The following is a 20,831-nucleotide window of genomic DNA, read 5'->3' on the forward strand; positions in this document are numbered from 1 at the left end:
TCCGGGATTTCCGGAGTTCGGCACGCCGTAGTCAGTGCCCGGGGCGACGCACCGTTGGCGCGAAGCGAGAAGGTCTTTCGCATTCCGGCTCACGCCATGCCGGGCGGCGCGCTGCGTCGCCATAATCGCGGGAGGCGAGCGCGGGGGCCGCGTCGGCGGGAGCTGCGGGGGCAGCAGTCGCTCTTCTTCCCGGCTTCGACGCGTGCGCTCGATTCAGCACCCTTCGACGGGTGGCAGGGCCGAGCGCGAAGGCGCTCGCCTTCACCACCGAGAGATCCGAAGGAACCACATGACCGACAACACTCCGGCTTACCCCGCCGGCTGGTACGCCGACGTGAACGCGCCGGGCACCGAGCGCTACTACGACGGCCAGGCGTGGACGAATCAGTCCCGCCCCGCGCCGACGACGGTTCCCGTCGCAGCCGACGGAACGCCCGCCAAAGCACCCTGGTACAAGCGGAAAGCCATCATCATCCCCGTCGGCATCGTGGCCGGGATCATCGTGATCGGCGGGATCGGCGGCGCGATCTCGGGTGGCAAGGGAGCCACCACCACGGCCGCCGACAAGGCGCCCGCTGCCGCCGCCGCACCCGTCGCCGAAGAGGCTGCTGAAGAAGAAGTCGCCGTGCCCGAGACCACGGGTCTCACCGCGAAAGAAGCAGCAGCGCTGCTCGAGAACGCGGGCCTCGAGGTCGATTTCTCCGCCACGAAAGGCGTCGTTCTCGATCGCGACAACTGGACGGTCCTGAGCAGCACGCCCGCCTCGGGATCGACGGTCAAAGCCGGCGACACGATCGTCGTCAACGTCGAGAAGACGGTCACCGAGGCCGCTCCGGCCCCTGCGGAGTCCGCATCCGCGGCACCCGCACCTGCACCCGCGCCCGCCCAGCCCGAGAAGCCCGCGATGTCGACCGCGCAGTCCAGCGCCGTGCGGTCCGCCGAGTCCTACCTGTCCTTCAAGGGCTTCTCTCGTGCCGGCCTGACGGAGCAGCTCACCAGCGAGTACGGCGAGGGTTTCGCTGCCGAGGACGCCGAGTTCGCAATCGCCTATCTGGAGTCGACCGGAGCGGTCGACTGGAACCAGGAGGCCGCGGAAGCCGCTCAGTCGTACCTCGACTTCAAGGGCTTCTCGCACGACGGGCTCTTCGATCAGCTGACGAGCGAGTACGGCGAGCAGTTCACCGCCGATCAGGCCAACTTCGGTCTCGCCGCCGTCGGTCTGTGAGTCGTGAGGGGGTGGGCGCTGCGGCGTCCTCCCCTTTCCGACCTCCCTCCAGGCTGTCGCTGTGCACAACTCCGGAAAGACGGGCGGAGACCCGGCCTGGACCGCCTCTTCGACACCTCGGCATCCGGTGTTTCCGGAGTACGGCACGCCCCACCTTGCGATACCGCCCCGAAACGCGACGGCAGTACAGTTCACGCATGCCTCCGATCGAGAACCTCGTGGCCTTCGTCGCCGCGTCGGTCGTCATCATCGTCATCCCCGGCCCGAGCGTGCTCTTCGTGATCGGACGCTCGATCGCGCTCGGCCGTCGCGCGGGCGTGCTGAGCGTCGTCGGCAATGCCCTCGGAACTGTTCCCGCGGTGCTCGCCGTGGCGTTCGGGGTCGGGGCGATCGTCGCCTCATCGATCGTCGCGTTCACCGTGTTGAAGATCGTCGGCGCGGTCTACCTGGTGTGGCTCGGGATCCAGGCCATTCGCCACCGCCATGCCCACGTCATGGGCGCGACCGGCGGCCCCACCTCATCGTGGACACTGCTGCGCCAGGGCTTCATCGTCGGCCTGACGAACCCCAAGACCATCGCCTTCTTCGTCGCCGTGCTGCCGCAGTTCGTCGATCCCCACGCGGGTGCCGTCTGGCTGCAGTTGTTGCTGCTCGGACTGACCTTCCAGGTGCTCGCGCTCGCGTGCGACAGCACCTGGGCCCTCGCCGCGGGCACGGCACGCAACTGGTTCGCCCGTTCGCCGAAGCGCATCTCGACCCTCTCGGGCACCGGCGGCGTCATGATGATCGGCCTCGGCGGCGCGCTCGCGCTCACCGGCGCGAAGAGCTGACGCGGGGCGTCTCACTGGGCGCTGGTCGCGTGACCGGAGTCGTCTCGCCGAACGCGGGGCGTCGCATCGGGCGCAATTCTCGCGAGACTGAAACTCGCTGACAACTCCGCGTCACCCTGCAACGCAGTTGTCAGCGAGATGCAGTCTCGGCGCCGAAGCGGCCCACTCCGACGCAGACCGTCGCAGCGTCAGCGCCCCCGCACACCCAGATCGGTGGATGCCGCACCCTCGAGCCGCGTGCCGTCGGGGGCGTAGCGCGAGCCGTCGACGGGGCTGTCCCACGAGCGTTCCGCGTCGTTCCAGGTCAGCGGGGCGGGGGCGACGATCGCGCGCGTCTGCCCGTCGACCGTCGAGACCGCGGCCGTGCGCAGGCCCTGGCGCGACACGACTCCCGCGCCCTCGGCCGGTCGCTTGACCGGCGCGGGGGTGGCGTCGGCGAATGCTTCCGCCACGACCGACGCACGTCTCCCGGCTTCGCCGATCCCCCGGCCGAGGTCGGCGGGAACGGTCATGCGCGTGCCCATCGTGCGCATCCAGCGCGGGCGGTCGCGCCACGACACCCCGCGGATCTCGTCGCTCAACCGCATCGCCGCCGCCGGGGCGTTCGTCAGGCCCCACCCCGCGTATCCGGTGGCGAAGCGCAGGCGGCCGAGTCCCCGCGGCATCCCGCCGACGAAGGGAACGAGGTTGTGCGACTGGTAGTCCTGCCCCGACCAGCGCGCGAGCTCCGCCCCGACCGGCAGCGTCCGCCGCGCCCACGCGGCGAGGGCCTCGGCGAGCGCGACCTCTGAGGAAGCGGACCCCACCGGATGCCGTGCCCCGGTCACGATGAGAGCGGCACGTCCGAACGACGAGGGCGCTGCGACGACACTGCGTCCCTCGGCGCCGACCTCGCTCCACATGCCGCCGGGGGCCGCGGCATCCGCTTCCATCTCGAAGGCGATCGCCCACGACCGCAGCGCCCGCGTCTTCAGGTCGTAGAGCCCGCGGCGCGTGATGGGCGTGCCGGTCGCCAGCACCACGGTGTCGCCGAAGAGGGTGCCGTGGTCGGTGTCGACGCGGCCCTCGGGCAGCACGCTGACATCGCTCACGCGCACGCCCGTGTGCAGGGTCGCTCCGGCGTCGACGGCAGCGCGGGCGAGGGTGTGCGCGAGCCGCACCGGGTCGAGCGCCAGCTGATCGTCGAGCGCGATGGCCCGCACCGGAGTGCGTCCGCCGAAATCGCTCGGGGCGTCCTCTCGGATGGCGAGGCCTGCCTCCCGCGCGGCGTCGCGCACCGCGTCGAGGGCGACGTCTGTCGCGAGGCCCCGACCGAAGGTGAACGAGGTGCGCCGGTCGGCATCCGCCCCCGCCTTCTCGGCGAGCCACTCCTGCCCCGCCCGGTTCGCCTCGACGTAGGCCCGCACGAGGGTGGCGGGGTGATGCGCGCGCAGGGCCGCGAGGGTCGACCCCTGCAGCACGGATGCCATGCCCACCGACGCCCCGGTCGAACCCCGACGCACGTCGCCCGCGTCGACCACCGCAACGTCGACTCCCGCCTCGGCGAGCATGACGGCGGTCGACAGGCCCGTGATCCCGGCCCCGACGATGACGACATCGTGCCGCCCACCGTCCTTCAGAGGTGCCGTCTCGACGGACGCGGAATCGGTGTGCCACAGGGAGGACGTCATCGTTCCATCCCACTCCGGATGCCGACGCCACGGCATCCGCTTGCCTCGACGGCCGCGATCGTCTACCCGTCCTCCCCACCCGGCGGATTCCCCGCGTGAGGGGTCGATCGGTGTCGCCTCGGAGCGCTCTCGGCGACAGATCTCGACCCCTCACGCACGGCGACGCGGGCCGCGACCCGACCCCGCGGATAGGCTCGACGGCGTGACCGACAACGCCGCTCCCACGAGTCGAACGGCCGTGGTGGCCGCGGCCATCGACCTTTTCGTCGAGCACGGGTATGACCAGACCTCGGTCGAGCAGATCGCGCAGGCCGCGGGAGTGTCGCGTTCGACGTTCTTCCGGCAGTTCGGCGGCAAAGAAGACGTCGTGTTCGCCGACCACGAGGTGCTCATCGCCGAGACCCGCGCGTACCTCGCGCAGCCGCACGACGACCCCTGGGCCGCGGTGTGCGAGGCCTCGGTGCGGGTGTTCCGTCACTTCGCGGCCGACCCCGAGGTCGCGCGGCGGAGGTACGCGATCGTGCGGCAGGTTCCGGGGCTGCGCGACCGCGAGATCATCACGGTCTTCCGCTACGAGCGCCTGTTCGACGAGTACCTGCGCGAGGCGCTCCCCGGCCTCGACCCGCTCGACGCCGTCGGGTTCTCGGCCCTCGTGACCGCCGTGCACAACCACGTGCTGCGCCGTCTCATGCGCGGCGCCCGGGTGCCGGCATCCGTTCTGCGTCGCGCTCTCGACGACGTGCTGCGCCGCTATGGCGTGCACCCCGACGGCGACGACTCCGCCGGCGACGACCTCATCGTCGCCGCGTTCCCCCGCCGCATGCCCGCCGCAGAGGTCACGCGGCGCCTGCGCGCGACGCTCGGCGACTGAGCCTCGGAGCCGGCACTCGGCCCTCGGCGCTCGGCCCATTGGGGTCGCGAGACTGCATCTCGCTGACAACTGCGCTGCAGCCTGACGCCGAGTTGTCAGCCGGATGCAGTCTCTCGCTCTCGAGGCCCGCTCGGCGACCCGGCGACCCGGCATGCTCCACCCGAGCGTTCGCCCCGAGCGCCAGGGCATGCGCGGCACTGAGTACCAACATGCGCGATACTGGGACCCATGACCATCGACGCCGATGCCCGCACGCTCCCCGGAGAGCGCGTCGCCCACTACGACCTGCTCGGTCGCCGCGACACCGACTACTACGCGGTGTTCGCCGACATCCCCGACGCCGACCGCGCCGTGTGGGATACCGCGAAGGCCTTCGCCGACCAAGTCGGCGCGCGCATGCAGGGTGAATGGGATGCCGCGAGCTACCCGATCGACCTGGTGAAGCGCATGGGCGAGCTCGAGCTGTTCACCGACGGCATCGAGCACGACGAGCTGCCCTACACCTCGCCCCTGGCGGCGGGTCTGGTCAACATGGAGATCTCGCGCCACGACGGCTCCCTCGCCACCGCCCTCGCCGTGCAGGGCGGGCTCGCACTGCGGACGCTGGCGTTCTACGGCTCCCCCGATCAGCAGCAGCGCTGGCTGAAGCCGCTCGCCGACGGCACCGTTCTGGGCGCCTTCGCGCTGACCGAGCCCGACCACGGCTCCGACTCCGTCTCGCTCGAGACGACGGCGACGCGCACGGCCGACGGCTGGTCGCTCAGCGGCACGAAGAAGTGGATCGGCAACGGCGCCTCCGGCGGCATCACCTTCGTGTGGGCCCGCGTCGAGAACGAGGGCGGCGACGACCACGGCAACGTGCGGTGCTTCCTCGTCGAGCAGGACACCCCCGGCTACGTCGGCACCGTGATCACCGGAAAGGTGTCGCTCCGCGGCATCCACCAGGCTTATATCGCGATGGACGACGTGCGTCTTCCCGCGGATGCCGTGCTGCCCGGCACCCACACGTTCAAGGACGCATCGGTCGTGCTCTTCGCCACGCGCTCGGGCGTCGCGTGGTCGGCGCTCGGCCACGCGACCGCCTGCTACGAGATCGCGCGGACGTATGCCACCGAGCGCATGCAGTTCGGAAAGCCCCTCGCGAAGTTCCAGATGGTGCAGGAGCGCCTCGCCCAGATGCTCGACGAACTCACTGCGATGCAGCTCTACTGCCGCCGTCTCGCCGACCTCGAGTTGTCGGGCGGCCTGCGCCCCACCCAGGCATCGCTGGCGAAGTACCACAACACCCGCGCAGCGCGTCGGGTCGCCGCGATCGCCCGCGACCTGCTCGGCGGCAACGGCATCCTGCTCGAGAACGGCGTCATGCAGCACATGGCCGACATCGAGGCGATCCACACCTACGAGGGCACCGAGAGCGTCCAGGCGCTCCTGCTCGGCCGCGACATCACGGGCATGAGCGCGTTCGTCTGATCCCGGATGCCGTGACCCCGGCGCCCCGATCGCCTCGGCCAGGGCGCCGGTCACCGTACCCCGCGGATCGGTCGACGTCGGCCCGCGCTGCGCCGCGTCCCGCGGAACGGTGCGGGCCTCGGCATCCGTCGTCCTATCCGGCGCCCGGGGACGGCGCAACCTCCGCACCCATGTCGGAGGCCCCCGCTACCTTGTGAGCATGGGCCTGTTCTCTCGTCATCCCGCGCCTCGCGACGCCGTCAACTCCGTCGCGCAGGCCGTCCAGACTCCGCCGAAGAGCCTGTGGGCCGACGGGTTCGGCCGTCTGGCGGTGCGGGCCGTGCAGATCATCGTCGTGGTGATCCTCGTCGCGGGGCTCATCTGGGGCATCCAGCAGGTGACGCTCGTGGTCATCCCCCTCGTGCTGGCCCTCATCTTCGCGTCCGCCTTCGGCCCGGTCACCATGTGGATGCGCCGCAAGGGCGTGCCCTCGGTCATCGCGACGCTGCTCACGCTGCTGGCCGTCGTCGTGGTGCTCGCCGCGCTCGGATGGCTGGTCGCCAACGCCGTCATCAACCAGTGGGACTACCTCAGCTCGCAGGCCGTGCAGGGCTTCGAGCAGGCGCAGGACTGGTACCACACGCTGCCCTTCGCGATCTCCCAAGACCAGGTCAACCAGGCGATTCAGGGCATCCAGGGCTTCGTCACGAGCTCGTCCTTCGGCACCGGTGCGCTCGCGGGTGTGAGCGCGATCGCGTCGTTCGTGACGGGCTTCGTGCTGATGGTCGTCATCCTCTTCTTCTTCCTCAAAGACGGCCCGCGCATGTGGGAGTTCGTCCTTCGTCCGTTCCACGGCAGCGACTACGAGCGGGCGCGCCGCATCGGTGACAAGACCGTGACGGTCCTCGGTTCGTACGTGCGCGGCACGGCATCCGTCGCCGCCGTGGACGCGATCGGCATCGGCATCGGCCTCGCGATCCTGCAGGTGCCGCTCGCCCTGCCGCTGGCTGTGCTCGTCTTCCTGCTCGCGTTCATCCCGATCGTGGGTGCGGTCACCGCCGGCATCCTGGCGGCGCTCGTCGCGCTCGTCACGAACGGTCCGATCGTGGCTCTGATCGTCGTCGGAATCGTCGTGCTCGTGAACCAGCTCGAGGGCAACTTCCTCCAGCCGGTGCTCATGGGGCGCTCGATGAAGCTGCACTCGTTCGTCGTGCTCGTCGTGCTGGCCGGCGGTACCGCGATCGGTGGCATCCTCGGCACCCTGCTGGCCGTGCCGTTGACCGCCGTGGTCTGGGGCATCATCACCGTCTGGAACGGCCCCGACAAGCCGGCCGAGTGGGCGCGCCGCAAGAAGCGCAAGAACCCCGTGCCGCTGGCGGGCGACGAGAGCTGACGGCCATGCCGTACGACATCCCCGCACCGATGCTGGCGAAGTCGGTGCCCGAGGTTCCGGAGCACGCCAAGGTCGAGGGCGGCTTCAGCTACGAACCCAAGTGGGACGGCTTCCGCGCCCTGATCTCGTGGGACGGCACCGACGTCGAGATCGGCAGCCGCGGCGCCAAGCCGCTGACGCGGTACTTCCCCGAGCTCGTGGCGGCGTTCGCCGAACTGCTGCCCGAGCCGTGTCTCATCGACGGCGAGGTGGTCGTCGCTCGCGATGCCGAGGGCGGCCAGCGTCTCGACTGGGAGGCGTTGTCGCAGCGCATCCACCCCGCGGCCTCGCGTGTGAACATGCTCGCCGAAGAGACCCCGGCCATGTTCATTGCGTTCGATCTGCTTGCCCGGGGCGACCGCGACCTGCAGTCCGAGCCGTTCGCGGAGCGGCGCGCCCAGCTCGAAGACCTGCTCGGCGCCGTGCCGCACCCCGTGCACGTCACGCGCACGACCGACGACCCCGACCTCGCGCGCCGCTGGCTGGCCGAGTTCGAGGGCGCGGGCCTCGACGGTGTGATCGCGAAGCCCCTCGCCCAGCCCTACGCGCCGAACAAGCGCACGATGTTCAAGATCAAGCACGCCCGCACCGCCGATGTGGTCGCCCTCGGCTACCGCATCCACAAGTCGGGCGAGGGAGTGGGCTCGCTACTCGTCGGCCTCTACGACGACGAGGGCCGGCTGCACGGCGTCGGCGGCGTCTCGGCGTGGACCGACAAGCGCCGCAAGGAGCTGATCGACGAGCTCGCTCCCCTGGTGGAGCGCGACGCCGACGGCGGGGCCGTGGTTGGCGAGACCGACCGCTCGCGCTTCTCGGCGTCGAAAGACGTGTCGTTCGTGCGGCTGCGTCCCGAGCTCGTGCTCGAGGTGCGCTACGACCAGCTCGAGGGCATGCGCTTCCGCCACACCGTCCAGTTCGACCGCTGGCGCCCCGACCGCGACGCCCGCTCCTGCACCTTCTCGCAGCTCGAGACCGTCACTTCATACGACCTAGGCGACGTGCTCGACTGAGCCCGGCGGCTCGTCGAGCTGGCGGCGCGCCCGGGGGCGTGGCATCTGCCGCCGCTCTCTGAAGTGGTGCGGCCGCGCGCCCGGGGCGTGGCATCCGCCCCCGCTCTCTCGTGTGACGCGGCCGCGCGCGTCACGAGAACAGGAGATGCCACGAGAACAGGCCGAAACCGGCGCAATCGTCCTGTTCTCGACGCAGTTGCCTGTTCTGGTGACACCGGCGGCGGGCAGCCCCCGCCCCCCGCCCGACGCGGCCGCGCACCGCACGTCACGAGAACAGGGGATGCCACGAGAACAAGCGGAAACCGACGCAATCGTCCTGTTTTCGACGCACTGTGCTGTTCTGGTGACGCCGCGCGGCGCCCGCGTCAGCCGGGTGACGCCGAGCAGCGCCCCGCGTCAGCCACGTCGGCTCATCGGATCGCCGCGGCATCCGCCTCCCGCCCCGCCCGCCGAGCGATCACGACCACTCCCGCCGACGCCCCGGCGAACATCGCGGCGAGGATCGCCCACCCGCCCGTGCCGAGGTCGATAGCGGTGAGCGTCACGACCGCGGGCGCGATCATCGCCCCGACCGCGTACCCGGTGCCGTAAACGCCCTGGTAGCTGCCCATGCGCTCCTGCGGGGCGAGGTCGAAGCTCAGGCTCCAGCCCGCGGCGCTCGACATGATCTCGGCGAGCGAGTGCATGACGGCGGCCGCAAGGAGCAGCACGATCACCAGCGTCGCGGGACCCCACCCGTCTCCCCCGACCCACCCGGCGCCCGCCCACAGCGCGCACGCCGCGACCATGAGCCATCCGGCTCGCGTCATCGCGCGCCCCGCGCCGGCGAACGTTCCGGTGCCGCGGCTCATCCGCACCTGCAGCAGCACGACGACGACCGTGTTGACCAGCAGGAGCGGACTCACGACCACGTCGGCGGCGATCGTGTGCGAGACGACCCACAGCGGCACGCCGATCTCGAACACCCCGAACTGGATGCCGAAGACCCCCATCAGAGCGGTCAGCCACAGGAACCGCGGGTCGCGGTAGGGGCTTCGGCCCGCTGGAGCGGGGGCATCCGACGAGGGCTCCGCGACCGCCACGTCGACGCGCGCCGGATCCAGGCCGGCCACGAGCACGGCGGACGCGAGGAAGAGCGAGCCGGCGAGGGTCATCGTCAGGTGGAAGGCGAACGGCGTGCCGAGCGCGAGGGGAATGGCGGCGACCGTCGTGCCGACGCCGATGCCGACGTTCGTGACGGTTCGCATCGTGGCGCGGATGCGCACGCGATCCTCGCCGCGGAACGCCCGTCCGACGACGGAAGAGCGCACGCTGCCGCCACCCTGCTGGGCGAGCAGCACCAGCGAGGCGACGACCACGAGCGTGGGCAGATCGCGCACGAACAGGTAGCCGATGAGGGCGGTCCCCTGCACGACATGAAGCACGACGAGCATCGTCCGCGCGCTGAAGCGGTCGGACAGGTGCCCGAACACGAGGGAGCTCGCGACACCGACCGCGCCGGCGATCGTGAGGCCGATCCCGACAGTGACCGGCTCGAGGCCGACGATGAGCGTGAGGTAGAGCGTGGTGAGAGTGAAGAACGCGCCGCGGCCGAGGGTGTCCACCAGGGTGATCGTGAGCAGACGGCGGAGCGTCCGGTCCGTCTGCACGAGGGTTTTCAGGGGGACGGTGGGGATCGTGCTGGTCACGTGTCCATTGATCCAGGCGCGGCGGGGTCGTTCAATCGATGTAGCGTGGGGCTTCATGATCCGATACGAATTGGATGCCGCCGACATCTCGGCGATTCGCTTCGGCATCTCGCCGTTGTCGGAGCTCGGGCTCGGTCTACGCGCTTTCTCGCAGCCCGAGGGCTTCCCTCTGCAGCGTCCGTGGCTCGAGCGGATCGCGTCGGTGCGCCCGCTGCTCGATCTCGAGGTGCTGCTCGCGCTCGTCAACGACCGCAAGTGGACCGCCGACTTCGTGAACCCTCGGCCGGCTTCTCCGCTGACCTCGCTCGACGACGAACTGACCACGCTCGGACGCATCACGCGCGCCCACTTCACGACCGACCTCGAGCGCGTGCACGGGGAGGTGCCCGCGGTGTTCCGTGGCCGGCACGACGTCGTCATCGCCCGCCTGCAACGCGCCCTCGCCACCGCGTGGGACCTGTGTTTCGCCCCGCACTGGGCGCGCATGAGCACGGTGCTGCGCGCCGACATCGCCTACCGCGGCCGCATCGCCGCCCAGGCCGGGATGGGCACCGTGCTCAACGGCCTCTCGGATGCCGCCCGCTACGACGGCCGCCACCTCGACGTGCGGCTGTGGAACCCCGAGATGCGCCGTCGCCCGGTGCGCGGCGACGGGCTCACTCTCGTCCCGTCGATCTTCACGGTCCGCGTCTCGACCCCCATCGACGACGATCTGCCACCCACCGTCATGTACCCCGCGCGCGGCCAGGGAGCGATGTGGTCGACGAGCGGGCAGCCCGCACCGGATGCCGTGTCCGACCTGCTCGGCCGCACGCGCGCGACGTTGCTCGCGGCGCTCGGCGAACCGGCATCGTCTACCGACCTGGCCCTGCAGCTCGGGGTGTCGACTTCCGCGATCAACCAGCATCTGCGCGTGATGGAACGCGCCGGACTCCTCAACCGCGCGAGATACGGCCGCGCGGTGCTGTACTACCGCAGCGCCGCGGGCGACGCACTGACTCCCTAGGCGCCAGGCGTCTTCGCCCGCGAAGGCTGCACGCGCGGCGGCTCCCCGGGCATCTTCGGGAACTCGGGCGGGAACGGCAGCTCGCCCAGACCGCTGTCGAGGTCGCGCTGCCACCACTCCAGCAGGGTGTCGACGCGTCCGGGCTTGTCGGCGAACCCCTTCCACGGATCACCGACGGATGCCAGTCGCTCGGGGATCGAGCGAACGGTGAACGCGAGCGGGTCGAGGTCGTCGAGCTCGTCCCAGGCCACCGGCGTCGACACCGTCGCGGTCGGCAGCGCCCGCGGCGAATACGCCCCCGCCATGGTGCGATCCCGGTTCGCCTGGTTGAAGTCGACGAAGATCCGCTCGCCGCGCTCTTCCTTCCACCAGTTGGTGGTCACGGCATCCGGCATCCGGCGCTCGAGCTCACGTGCCGCGGCGATGACCGCGTGCCGCACGTCGAGGAACTCGTGCGTCGGCTCGATCGGGCAGAACACGTGCAGGCCGCGGTTGCCGCTCGTCTTGATCCACGGTTCGAGGCCCGCCTCGCGTAGCACCGCGCGTAGCTCGTGCGCGGCAGTGACCGCCTCGGCGATGCCCGTGCCCGGCTGCGGGTCGAGGTCGATGCGCAACTCGATCGGGTGGTCGGGGTCGGTCGCGAGCGAGGCCCACGGATGGAACACGATCGTGTTCATCTGCGCTGCCCACACCGCCGATGCGATCTCGCCGAGGAAGAGCTGCGGATGCCGGCGCCCGCTGTTGTACGTCACGGTCACGGCCTCGACGAAGTCGGGCGCGCCCTTCGGCGGGTTCTTCGAGAAGAAGGCTTCGCCCCCGACGCCCTCGGGGAAGCGCTCGAGCGACACCGGCCGGTGCCTGTTCGCCGCGATGAAGGGATCGGCGACGGCGATCAGGTACTCGGCGAGCTCGCGCTTGGTGATCCCGACCTCGGGCCACAGCACGCGGTCGGGGTTCGAGATGCCGACCTCGCGCTCGCCCTCGGGTCCCGGAACGGTCAACGTGATGCGGGGGGATGCCATGACCCGACGCTAGTGCGCGGGCCGGGGCCGTGTCTGCCCCGTTGCGGGCGAGCGGGCGGGGCGGCGCTTTTGCGGGGTAGCGCTCCCGTGGGGCGCCGCCGTTCCGTGGCACGCTTCGTGGCCCCGGGGCGGCTGAGGTGGCCCCGGGGCCACCTACGCACGGCACCTGTACGCTCCGTGGCGCCCTCGCTCGGCCCGGGCACCGCATTTGGCCCCTGGGCCACACCGCATCCGGCGCGGATCGGGGCGCCGTCCACAGCCCCGGGGCGACAGAAGTGGCCCCGGGGCCACCTTCGCGCCGTACCCCGACGCTCGGCGACACGCGTGTCCAGCCCGGGCCGCGGCATCCGGCACCGTCCTACGCTCGAGGGCATGACCACCGCTGCAGGCCGCACCGCCCTCGACATCGTCGACTGGCGCCGCCGCGTTTTCGCGCTGTACGACGCGGTGCGCGAAGCCGACGACCCCGAAGACGCGCACGAGCTCTGGCGCATCGAGCGCGATGCGCTGTTCGCCGATCATCCCGCCACTCCCCTGCTTCCGGAGCAGCGGGCCGGATTCGTCGGCCTGCCCCTCGCCCCCTACGACGCCGCGTGGCGGTTCGAGGTGCCGCTGCTCGACGCCGACGAGGCGTCGTTCGTCGCGACGACGGGCACCGATGGCGAGGTCGGCTTCGAGCGCATCGGGCGGGTGGAGCTCCCCGACACCGGCTCTCTCGATGTGTGGCGTCTCACCTCGTACGGCGGCGGCCTGTTCGTTCCGGTGCGCGATGCGTCGGCCGGACGCCCGGGCGGAACCTATGGCGGCGGACGCTACCTGCTCGACACGATCAAGGGGGCCGACCTGGGCACGGGTTCCGCGCCGGACACGCTCGTGATCGACTTCAACTTCGCGTACAACCCGTCGTGCGCGTACGACCCGATGTGGGCCTGTCCGCTCGCGCCCGCGGGCAACGTGCTTCCGGTCACCGTGCCGGTGGGCGAGCTCTACGGCGTCTGAGCGGTCACAACTCCGGAGAAACGGCCCCACTCGGGCCGGAACACCGCGGCGGCGGCGGCACCACGCGGCGGATCTCCGGAGTTGCACACGGGGCACCCGACCAGCTCCCGCCGCGCGCACCCACGGGCGACGTAGCGGCCGCACGGTCGCGGACCGACGGCTCGGCGAGGCGAGCGCCGTGAGGCGACGGCTGCGCCGGCCCCACGGCATCCGGAATCTACGAAGCGGGCGCCTCGTCGACCTCGGCCAGAGCGATGAGCGGCGCGAGCTCGTCGCGGGTCATGCGGATCCACGGGCCGGCGGCGTCGATCAGGATGCCGGTGAGCCCGCCGTCGGTGGCCAGCGCCTTCGACAGCTGGGCACGCTTGATCGGCAGAGGCTGGTCGCCGCGACCGAGGGCCAGCAGCTCGAGCGGGTGCGTGAAGACCTCGAGGAAGCGCTCGCCCGCAGCCGACCGCGACTCGGCGACACCGATCGGGCCGTCCTCGCCCGCGCGGTTGACGGCGATCCACAGGGGCGCGTCGGCGATGATCGCGTCGACGATGGCGCCGGGCGTCTCGTCGCCGCGGGTCTCGCAGAGCAGAGTCTTGATGCGCAGTTCGGGATCGGCTTCGGTGACCATGCGCTCGAGCAGGGCCGAGGGGAGCACGGCACGGTGCTCCTCCGACGCGGGGTCGAGGATGATGCCCGCGTAGGGTCCGGCGAGCACGTGCCGCAGAAGCGCCATGATGGGCTGGCCCATCGCCGAGGTGTCGCGATCGCCGTCGGCGTCGACACTCGCACGCAGCGCGAGTCCGCCCGTGTAGGCGAGCACGAGCTGCTCGTCGCCACGGTTCGCCACGGCCAGCGGCAGGTCTTTGCCCTCGGCGACGAGCGCACGCGCGTCGCCCTTCACCCGCAGGAACACGTGCCCCTGCAGCAGCTGACGAGCGACGTTGAGCAGCTGGTTGGGCTCGGGCTGACCGTTGATCTCGGCAAGGGCGTTGCCCAGCAGCACGTTGTCGCGCAGACCCGGAACCGTTTCGGGGGCCTCCGGGGCCTCCATCGCACCGGGCTGACGCGCCGAAGGGCGGTCGGCCACCGGCGGGGCGTTGGTCAGCTGCGGCGCTGCCTCGGGGGCGGCGCCGACACCGCGGAACGACGACATCGAGATGCCGACGGTCGGGGTCGCCTGGGCGGGGGCCGCGTCCGCGGCATCCGTTGCGGGAGCGGCGTCGCTCGGACCGGCAGGATCGACGGGCTGTTCGCCCGGCTCGATCGTGGAGTCGGGGCGGGCGGCCGATGCGTCGTCGGAGTCGGACTTCTTGCGGCGCGAGAAGAGAGCCATTGTTTCAGCCTAGCCGGGGCGTTCCCCCGCGCGGTCCGCGGGGCGCGCGCCGGGTGGTCGAGGCCGCGGGCGCGGCGCGGGGTCGGCGGGGTTCGGGTGTGGATGGGGATGTGGATTTGGGGCGGGGTCGGCGGGGTTGGGTGTGGTTTTGGCGCGGGGTCGGCGGGGTGCGGGTGCGGGTTTGGGGCGGGATCCGCAGCTTGGGGCGAATATTTTCCGCCCCGAACGCAAGAACGCGCCCCAAACCCGGACGCCCGCGGCCCGGCGCGGTCCGACCGTCACCTCAATCGCCCGGCGGCGCGCTCCAGCGCACGTTTGGGGCACGATCCGCAGCTCGGGGCGGATATTTCACGCCCCAAACGGAAGAATGCGCCCCAAACGGGGAGCCCCGAGCCGACGCAGCGCCGCGACCGCCTTGAGAGTGCGATCGCAAGTGTTCGGGGCAGATTCCGCAGTTCGGGGCGGATATTTCACGCCCCGAACGCCGGAATTCGCCCCAAACGCCGGAATCCGACCCAAACGGGGAAGCCCGGCCGTCAGAGCTTGGTGATCGGCGCGATCTTGATGAGCAGCTTCTTCGGCCCGACCGAGTCGAACCGCACGTGCGCGACGCGCTTCGCGCCTTCGCCGGTCACGGCATCGACGCGGCCCTCGCCGAAGTCGTCGTGGCGGATGCGGTCGCCGGAGGCGAGCTCCATGTCGCCGTTGTCGCGCACCTTCGCCGGGATGCGGTTGGGGAACTTGCTCGGATCCGCCGGCGCGCGCTTCGGCAGCGGCACGAGGTCGTCGCCGTAACGGTTGCCCCCGGCTCCAGGCTGGCCGGGACGCCGACCGCGGGCGTTGAGCGCGCGCGACTGCGAACCGCCGCGACCGTTCACGTCGCCGGGCGATTGCCTCCAGTCGATGAGGTCGGCGGGGATCTCCTGCAGGAATCGACTGGGCATCGCGACCGTCACCTCGCCGAACTGCGCGCGCGTCATCGCGAGCGAGACGTGCAGGCGCTTGCGGGCGCGGGTGATGCCGACGTAGAACAACCGTCGCTCCTCCTGCGGACCGCCCGGCTCGTTCGCCGAGATGCGGTGCGGCAGCAGGTCTTCTTCGACACCGGTGAGGAACACCGCGTCGTACTCGAGGCCCTTCGCGGTGTGCAGCGTCATGAGCGACACGGATCCCGACGCGTCGTCGAGGTCGTCGGCGTCTGCCACGAGGGTGACCTCGGTCAAGAAGTCGATGATCGTACCCTCGGGGTTGTTGCGCGCGAACTCGCGGGTCACGGCGACGAGTTCGTCGAGGTTCTCGAGGCGCGCTTCGTCTTGCGGGTCTTTGCTGGCGCGGAGGGCATCGAAATAGCCGCTCTTGTTCAGCAGCAGCGTGAGGCCTTCGGTGACCGAGGTGGAGGGGGCGAGCTCTCCGGATGCCGGGAGCATGACCGCCGTGGCCTCGCTCAGCACCGCGTCGAGTTGGTCGATGGCCTTCTGCAGCTTCGGGCCGACCCCGATCTGGGCCGAGTTCGCAAGGGCGTCGCGGAAGGTGATGCCGTGCTCGGCGGCGTAGCGGGCGATCGCCGTCTCGGTGACGTCGCCGATGCCACGGCGCGGACGGTTGAGGATGCGGCGCAGTGCCATCGAGTCCGCGGGGTTCGCGACGGCGATGAGGTACGCGAGCGCGTCTTTGATCTCGGCGCGCTCGTAGAACTTGGTGCCGCCCATGATCTTGTAGGGCACCGCGGAGCGGATGAAGATCTCTTCCAGCGCACGGGACTGCGAGTTGGTGCGGTAGAACACCGCGACGCCGGAGTAGGGAAGCCCCTTCTTGTGCAGCGCCTCGATCTCGTCGGCGACGAACTGCGCCTCGTCGTGCTGCGAGTAGCCGGTGAAGCCGATGATGGGGTCGCCCGCGCCGACGTCGGTCCACAGCTTCTTGTCTTTGCGGTCGAAGTTGTTCGCGATGACGGCGTTGGCGGCCGAGAGGATGTTCTGCGTCGACCGGTAGTTCTGCTCGAGGAGCACGACCTTGGCACCCGGGTAGTCGCGCTCGAACTCGCTGATGTTGCGGATGTCGGCGCCGCGGAACGCGTAGATCGACTGGTCGGAGTCACCGACGACGGTGAGCGAGGCGGCGTCTTCGCCCGCGGGCTCGGCGTCGAAGATCATCATGCCGCCCGACGAGAACGGCTCGGCATCCGACCCCGGTGCCCGGGTGAGCTCGTGGATGAGCGCGTACTGCGCGTGGTTTGTGTCTTGGTATTCGTCGACCAGGATGTGCCGGAACCGCTTCCGATAGCGATCGGCGACCTGCGGGAACGCGCGGAAGAGGTAGACCGTCTGCGCGATGAGGTCGTCGAAGTCGAACGCGTTGGCCCGCTGCAGCTCGCGCTGGTACGAGCCGAAGATCTCGACGAACACGCGCTCGGCGGGGTCGCTCATGTTCGCGGATCGGGCGTACGAATCGGCATCCGCCAGCTCGTTCTTCAGCTTCGAGATGCGGCTCTGCGTGCCGGCCGGGGTGAGGCCGAACGAGTCGCCCTCGTGCTCTTTGACAAGACGCTTGATGAGGGCGCGCGAGTCGCCCGAGTCGTAGATCGTGAACGACTTGGTGAAGCCGAACTGCTCGGCCTCGCGCCGCAGAATGCGCACGCACGCCGAGTGGAACGTCGAGATCCACATGCCGTCGGCCTTCTGCCCGATGAGCTGGTGCACGCGCTCGCGCATCTCGCCGGCGGCCTTGTTGGTGAAGGTGATCGCGAGGATCTGACTCGGATACGCCTCACGCGTGCGCAGCAGCGATGCGATGCGGCGCGTGAGCACACTAGTCTTGCCCGAACCCGCGCCCGCGACGATCAGCAGCGCCTGCCCGCGATAGGTGACGGCCTCGCGCTGGGGGCCGTTCAGGCCCTCGAGCAGGTCGGCGTCGGGGCGGGCCGACGACGGCGCGGGGCCGTCGAAGATGAGTGGCGTGGAGGCATCGGTCATGGCGGATCAAGTCTAGGCGGGGCCTCCGACATCGGCCCCCGGTGGGCTCCCTCTCGCGGTTCGGTGCGCGCGGGGTGGCCCCGGGGCCACGTTCAGCGCCCCGGGGCCACGCCCGACGCCCCACAACCGCGCGGCCGGCCACGTTCAACGCCCCGGGGCCACGCCCGACGCCCCACAACCGCGCGGCCGGTCACCCGCAACGCCCCGCGTCCACGCCCAGCGCCGCACAACCCCGCGGCACCCACCGCCGCGTCAACGGGCCTGGGCTCAGACCCGCTCTTCGCCCGCGGCCCCCGCCGACAGCAGCGACTGCGCGCGGGCCAGGTGCTCGGCATCCACCGTCACATCCCACCGCTCGGCCTCGAAGCCCTGCACCGACGAGAAGTCGCGGCGACCGCCGGTCATCGCGTGGCCGACGAAGCCGAAGACCGCGCCCCACACCGCTCCGAGCACGAGGCCCAACAGCAGCAGCCCGAGGAATCCGGTCGGGGTCAGCAGCCCCACGAGTACGCCGATCATCAGGCCGAACCACGCGCCCGACGCCGCGCCCAGCAGAGCCGCGCGCCCGCGGGTGAGGCGGCCGGTGATCTGCTCGACGATGCGCACGTCGTGCCCGACGATCGCGGTGTGCTCGACCGGGAATCCGGCATCCGACAGCCGGTCCACGGCGGCCTGCGCGCCGGTGTAGTCGCTGAAGCTCGACAGGACGCGACGCTCGGGGGTGGCGCGGGTGATATCGGACATGGGGGTTCCTTCCCTCGGTGGCCTCACGTTAACGCCGCCGACCGAGCACGATGGGGCGCTTGCGCGGCGCGCGAGCAGCGATTAGTCACCGGGAGTCAAACCCCGGATGCCACCCCGCTGCGCCCGCGAGAATCGAGGCATGCGCTTGATCCTCAACGTCCTCTGGCTCGTACTCTCGGGTTTCTGGCTCTTCCTCGGCTATCTCGCCGCGGGGATCGTGCTGTGCGTGCTGATCGTGACGATCCCGTGGGGCATCGCGTCGTTCCGCATCGGCCTGTACTCGCTGTGGCCCTTCGGGCGCGAGATCGTCGCCAAGCCCCGCGCGGGCGTCGCGTCGTTCATCGGCAACGTCGTGTGGGTGATCCTGGCCGGGTGGTGGCTCGCCCTCGGCCACATCATCACCGGCCTGCTGTTGTGCGTGACGATCATCGGCATCCCGCTCGGCATCGCGAACTTCAAGCTCGTGCCCGTCTCGCTCATGCCCCTGGGCAAAGAGGTGCGCGAGATCCGCCGCGGCGGGCCGTTCGATGCGACCCTTGGGCGCCGCTGACGCTCAGCCTCGACGGCTGCGGTCGTAGACGCGCTGCGGCAGGGCGAGCACGACGCCCACCACGGTGATGACGGCGCCGATGACGGCGGTGACCGTGACGACCTCGATCGGCAGAGCGCCTTCTCGCACGGCTGTCATGCGCGCCAGGTCCCACGGCAGCACGCCGATCTGCTCGTTCCACGAACGCAGCGCGTCGCCGACGCCGAGCAGAGCGATGGTGGTCGCGGGCAGCGCGTAGCCCACGCCCACTCCGGCGAGCGCGACACCCGCGGCGCGGCGCCGGCCGAGCTGGGCCGACAGCGACCAGCCCGCGGCGACGAACACCCAGGCCACCAGGGCGAAGGCGATCGCGAGATAGGCGATGCGCACGACCGGCGACGACCACAGCGCCGGCCAGATCCCCTCGGGCCCCGACAGGGCGATCGCGATCAGAGCGAAGACGCAGCGCAGCACGAGGGCACCACCGACGGCCGCGATGATGGGCCACGGAGAACGGCGGCCGAGCAGCAGTCGCACCACGGCGGCGAAGAGCAGCCAGCCGCCGATCGCGACGAGCACGCTCCACAAGCCGTCGCGCGGCGCCTGCACGACGCGGGTGGCCACGAGCAGACCGCCGGGCACGATGATCATCAGCCAACGATCGAGCGGCAGCACGCCGAGGCTCGATTCGCGGGCCCGCCACGGACGGGTCGAGGCGATCCACGAGGCGCGGGCCGCGGCGGCGCCGGGGCGGCGAACCAGACGCGTGCGGGCGGCGACCATGCCGATCACGAGCCATGCCGCACCGAGGGCGAAGAGGAAGCGAGCGAGCCACTCGGTCGTGGAGTCGACCTCGGCGGGCTGCCGGGCGAACGGATCGACGATCGCGGCGAGGATCACGCCGAGCAGAAGCAGGACTCCGGCGTAGGTCAGGGCCATCATGCCTCGCCCCGCCGTCGTCGCCATGCACCTACGTTACCCGCCGGTGGCACCGCTCCCGGACGCGGGCCGCGGGAGGCCCCACCCCTCGCCGTCGTGCGGGCGCCATCGTCGACACGCCAATTCCGCGGCATCCGGAAACGGCGTGTCGACCCCTGATCCGCACGACGGTCGCGACCCCGGCGACCCGGACGAATGAGAGAAGAAAGACCCCGGATGCCGCCGCCCGCCCGACCCGATCGAGACCTCAGCCGCGGTCGTGAAGGGTGACGTGGTACCCGTCGGGGTCGGCGAAGGTGAACGTGCGGCCGAAGGGGCCGTCGATCGGGTCCATCACGATGCGGTGGCCGTCGGCGGCGAGCTCGTCGTGGATCTCCTGCACGCCGGTGGCGTGGAGCCAGACCGCGACGCCGATTCCCGGCTGGGCGACGTCGGTCAGATCGGTGGCGGGGGCGAGGTCGCGCAAGGCGAAGGCGATGGGCGTCGTGTCGAAGACGACAGCGTGAGGCGGGCCCGCGGGCGAGCGCCGCAGACCGAGGTACTTCTCGTAGAAGGCGTGCGACGCGGCGAGGTCGCGCACCTGGAGGGAAAGGAAGTCGGGTCCGGTGACGGGCATGAGGTTCTCCTTGCGTGTCAGTTATCTGACATTGACTGTATGTCAGAATACTGACATGACGCAAGAGGCGATCGACCTGAACACCTCCCTGGGCTACCTCCTCAAGGAGGCGGCGAGCGCGCTGCGCGTGGCGATGGAAGACGTGCTGCGCCCCCTCGGAATGACGGTCACGCACTACTCGTGCCTCGAATTGCTCAAGCAGCGACCCGGCTTGTCGAACTCCGACCTCGCCCGCGGCGCCTTCGTCACCCGCCAGTCGATGAACGTGCTGCTGCAGACCCTCGAGCGCGAGGGCATCGTCGAGCGCCCGGATGCCGCGCCGGTCGGCAAGGTGCTCCCCACGCGCCTCACGGCGAAGGGTCGCGCCGCCCTCGAGGAGGCGAGCGCCGCCGTCCGCAGCGTGGAGAAGCGGATGCTGAGCGGCATGACGGATGCCGAGCAGAAGGCGGCCCTGGTGGCCCTGCGCTCGATGGTGACCTCGCTACGGAACTGACGCCGCATC

18 protein-coding genes are annotated in these 20,831 nt (G+C 70.8%); 10 read left to right on the forward strand and 8 right to left on the reverse strand.

Going from position 1 to position 20,831, the window contains the following annotated elements:
• Positions 1–289 precede the first annotated feature (289 nt).
• Complete coding sequence (locus RWH43_RS02350; protein WP_316000580.1) at positions 290–1,225, forward strand: Ltp family lipoprotein; 936 nt, start codon at positions 290–292, stop codon at positions 1,223–1,225.
• Between the two features lie 197 nt (positions 1,226–1,422).
• Positions 1,423–2,055, forward strand: coding sequence for a LysE family translocator (locus RWH43_RS02355; RefSeq protein ID WP_316000581.1), 633 nt, complete (start codon positions 1,423–1,425; stop codon positions 2,053–2,055).
• 188 nt (positions 2,056–2,243) lie between these two features.
• Here RWH43_RS02355 and RWH43_RS02360 read toward each other — a convergent pair whose 3' ends face one another.
• Positions 2,244–3,725, reverse strand: a complete 1,482-nt coding sequence (locus tag RWH43_RS02360; protein WP_316000582.1) for an FAD-dependent oxidoreductase — start codon at positions 3,723–3,725, stop codon at positions 2,244–2,246.
• A gap of 202 nt (positions 3,726–3,927) precedes the next feature.
• On the opposite strand from RWH43_RS02360, the gene RWH43_RS02365 reads away from it, so the two are divergent.
• From RWH43_RS02365 to RWH43_RS02380, 4 genes are all read left to right on the forward strand, one after another.
• Complete coding sequence (locus RWH43_RS02365) at positions 3,928–4,596, forward strand: TetR/AcrR family transcriptional regulator (RefSeq protein WP_154096131.1); 669 nt, start codon at positions 3,928–3,930, stop codon at positions 4,594–4,596.
• A 228-nt stretch (positions 4,597–4,824) separates the two neighbouring features.
• Positions 4,825–6,066 (forward strand): acyl-CoA dehydrogenase family protein, encoded by a 1,242-nt coding sequence (locus RWH43_RS02370; RefSeq protein WP_316000583.1) that lies wholly within the window; start codon positions 4,825–4,827, stop codon positions 6,064–6,066.
• Positions 6,067–6,265: 199 nt separating this feature from the next.
• On the forward strand, positions 6,266–7,438 hold the full coding sequence (locus RWH43_RS02375) for an AI-2E family transporter (protein ID WP_144829336.1): 1,173 nt from the start codon (positions 6,266–6,268) through the stop codon (positions 7,436–7,438).
• A gap of 5 nt (positions 7,439–7,443) precedes the next feature.
• Complete coding sequence (locus RWH43_RS02380) at positions 7,444–8,487, forward strand: ATP-dependent DNA ligase (protein ID WP_154096133.1); 1,044 nt, start codon at positions 7,444–7,446, stop codon at positions 8,485–8,487.
• Positions 8,488–8,897: 410 nt separating this feature from the next.
• Here the strand turns inward: RWH43_RS02380 and RWH43_RS02385 are convergent, their stop codons facing one another.
• On the reverse strand, positions 8,898–10,175 hold the full coding sequence (locus RWH43_RS02385) for an MFS transporter (protein ID WP_316000584.1): 1,278 nt from the start codon (positions 10,173–10,175) through the stop codon (positions 8,898–8,900).
• 55 nt (positions 10,176–10,230) lie between these two features.
• On the opposite strand from RWH43_RS02385, the gene RWH43_RS02390 reads away from it, so the two are divergent.
• A complete protein-coding gene (locus RWH43_RS02390) occupies positions 10,231–11,181 on the forward strand; it encodes an ArsR/SmtB family transcription factor (RefSeq protein ID WP_316000585.1) in 951 nt (316 codons plus the stop codon).
• Here RWH43_RS02390 and ligD read toward each other — a convergent pair.
• Positions 11,178–12,203, reverse strand: coding sequence for a non-homologous end-joining DNA ligase (gene ligD, locus RWH43_RS02395; RefSeq protein WP_316000586.1), 1,026 nt, complete (start codon positions 12,201–12,203; stop codon positions 11,178–11,180). The two genes, RWH43_RS02390 and ligD, sit on opposite strands and share 4 nt — an antisense overlap.
• A gap of 372 nt (positions 12,204–12,575) precedes the next feature.
• Between ligD and RWH43_RS02400 the strand changes: the two genes are divergently transcribed.
• Complete coding sequence (locus RWH43_RS02400; protein ID WP_316000587.1) at positions 12,576–13,202, forward strand: DUF1684 domain-containing protein; 627 nt, start codon at positions 12,576–12,578, stop codon at positions 13,200–13,202.
• 217 nt (positions 13,203–13,419) lie between these two features.
• On the opposite strand, the gene RWH43_RS02405 is transcribed toward RWH43_RS02400, so the two are convergent.
• The 3 genes from RWH43_RS02405 to RWH43_RS02415 form a co-directional block, all read right to left on the reverse strand.
• Positions 13,420–14,529 carry an SseB family protein gene (locus RWH43_RS02405; protein WP_144829353.1) on the reverse strand — a complete coding sequence of 370 codons (1,110 nt, stop codon included), beginning with the start codon at positions 14,527–14,529 and terminating at the stop codon, positions 13,420–13,422.
• A 536-nt stretch (positions 14,530–15,065) separates the two neighbouring features.
• The gene (locus RWH43_RS02410) at positions 15,066–17,501 is read right to left on the reverse strand and encodes an ATP-dependent helicase (protein WP_316000588.1); all 2,436 of its coding nucleotides are present in this window, start codon (positions 17,499–17,501) and stop codon (positions 15,066–15,068) included.
• Positions 17,502–17,768: 267 nt separating this feature from the next.
• Positions 17,769–18,245 carry a YflT domain-containing protein gene (locus RWH43_RS02415; RefSeq protein ID WP_144829359.1) on the reverse strand — a complete coding sequence of 159 codons (477 nt, stop codon included), beginning with the start codon at positions 18,243–18,245 and terminating at the stop codon, positions 17,769–17,771.
• 139 nt (positions 18,246–18,384) lie between these two features.
• Between RWH43_RS02415 and RWH43_RS02420 the strand changes: the two genes are divergently transcribed.
• On the forward strand, positions 18,385–18,795 hold the full coding sequence (locus RWH43_RS02420; protein WP_316000589.1) for a YccF domain-containing protein: 411 nt from the start codon (positions 18,385–18,387) through the stop codon (positions 18,793–18,795).
• A gap of 3 nt (positions 18,796–18,798) precedes the next feature.
• On the opposite strand, the gene RWH43_RS02425 is transcribed toward RWH43_RS02420, so the two are convergent.
• Both RWH43_RS02425 and RWH43_RS02430 read right to left on the reverse strand, forming a co-directional pair.
• Positions 18,799–19,740, reverse strand: a complete 942-nt coding sequence (locus RWH43_RS02425; RefSeq protein WP_316000590.1) for a hypothetical protein — start codon at positions 19,738–19,740, stop codon at positions 18,799–18,801.
• A gap of 220 nt (positions 19,741–19,960) precedes the next feature.
• Positions 19,961–20,329 (reverse strand): VOC family protein, encoded by a 369-nt coding sequence (locus tag RWH43_RS02430; RefSeq protein WP_144829368.1) that lies wholly within the window; start codon positions 20,327–20,329, stop codon positions 19,961–19,963.
• A 55-nt stretch (positions 20,330–20,384) separates the two neighbouring features.
• On the opposite strand from RWH43_RS02430, the gene RWH43_RS02435 reads away from it, so the two are divergent.
• Positions 20,385–20,822 carry a MarR family winged helix-turn-helix transcriptional regulator gene (locus RWH43_RS02435; RefSeq protein WP_144829371.1) on the forward strand — a complete coding sequence of 146 codons (438 nt, stop codon included), beginning with the start codon at positions 20,385–20,387 and terminating at the stop codon, positions 20,820–20,822.
• Positions 20,823–20,831 lie beyond the last annotated feature (9 nt).

It is taken from the genome of Microbacterium algihabitans, assembly GCF_032464975.1.
In the GTDB taxonomy this organism is placed as follows: domain Bacteria; phylum Actinomycetota; class Actinomycetes; order Actinomycetales; family Microbacteriaceae; genus Microbacterium; species Microbacterium algihabitans.

Excerpts from the sequence above, each read along its gene's own strand:
- RWH43_RS02350 (WP_316000580.1), top strand. The coding sequence starts at position 290 with ATGACCGACAACACTCCGGCTTACCCCGCCGGCTGGTACGCCGACGTG.
- RWH43_RS02355 (WP_316000581.1), top strand. The coding sequence starts at position 1,423 with ATGCCTCCGATCGAGAACCTCGTGGCCTTCGTCGCCGCGTCGGTCGTC.
- RWH43_RS02360 (WP_316000582.1), bottom strand. The coding sequence starts at position 3,725 with ATGACGTCCTCCCTGTGGCACACCGATTCCGCGTCCGTCGAGACGGCA.
- RWH43_RS02370 (WP_316000583.1), top strand. The coding sequence starts at position 4,825 with ATGACCATCGACGCCGATGCCCGCACGCTCCCCGGAGAGCGCGTCGCC.
- RWH43_RS02375 (WP_144829336.1), top strand. The coding sequence starts at position 6,266 with ATGGGCCTGTTCTCTCGTCATCCCGCGCCTCGCGACGCCGTCAACTCC.
- RWH43_RS02380 (WP_154096133.1), top strand. The coding sequence starts at position 7,444 with ATGCCGTACGACATCCCCGCACCGATGCTGGCGAAGTCGGTGCCCGAG.
- RWH43_RS02390 (WP_316000585.1), top strand. The coding sequence starts at position 10,231 with ATGATCCGATACGAATTGGATGCCGCCGACATCTCGGCGATTCGCTTC.
- ligD (WP_316000586.1), bottom strand. The coding sequence starts at position 12,203 with ATGGCATCCCCCCGCATCACGTTGACCGTTCCGGGACCCGAGGGCGAG.
- RWH43_RS02400 (WP_316000587.1), top strand. The coding sequence starts at position 12,576 with ATGACCACCGCTGCAGGCCGCACCGCCCTCGACATCGTCGACTGGCGC.
- RWH43_RS02405 (WP_144829353.1), bottom strand. The coding sequence starts at position 14,529 with ATGGCTCTCTTCTCGCGCCGCAAGAAGTCCGACTCCGACGACGCATCG.
- RWH43_RS02410 (WP_316000588.1), bottom strand. The coding sequence starts at position 17,501 with ATGACCGATGCCTCCACGCCACTCATCTTCGACGGCCCCGCGCCGTCG.
- RWH43_RS02415 (WP_144829359.1), bottom strand. The coding sequence starts at position 18,245 with ATGTCCGATATCACCCGCGCCACCCCCGAGCGTCGCGTCCTGTCGAGC.
- RWH43_RS02420 (WP_316000589.1), top strand. The coding sequence starts at position 18,385 with ATGCGCTTGATCCTCAACGTCCTCTGGCTCGTACTCTCGGGTTTCTGG.
- RWH43_RS02425 (WP_316000590.1), bottom strand. The coding sequence starts at position 19,740 with ATGGCGACGACGGCGGGGCGAGGCATGATGGCCCTGACCTACGCCGGA.
- RWH43_RS02430 (WP_144829368.1), bottom strand. The coding sequence starts at position 20,329 with ATGCCCGTCACCGGACCCGACTTCCTTTCCCTCCAGGTGCGCGACCTC.
- RWH43_RS02435 (WP_144829371.1), top strand. The coding sequence starts at position 20,385 with ATGACGCAAGAGGCGATCGACCTGAACACCTCCCTGGGCTACCTCCTC.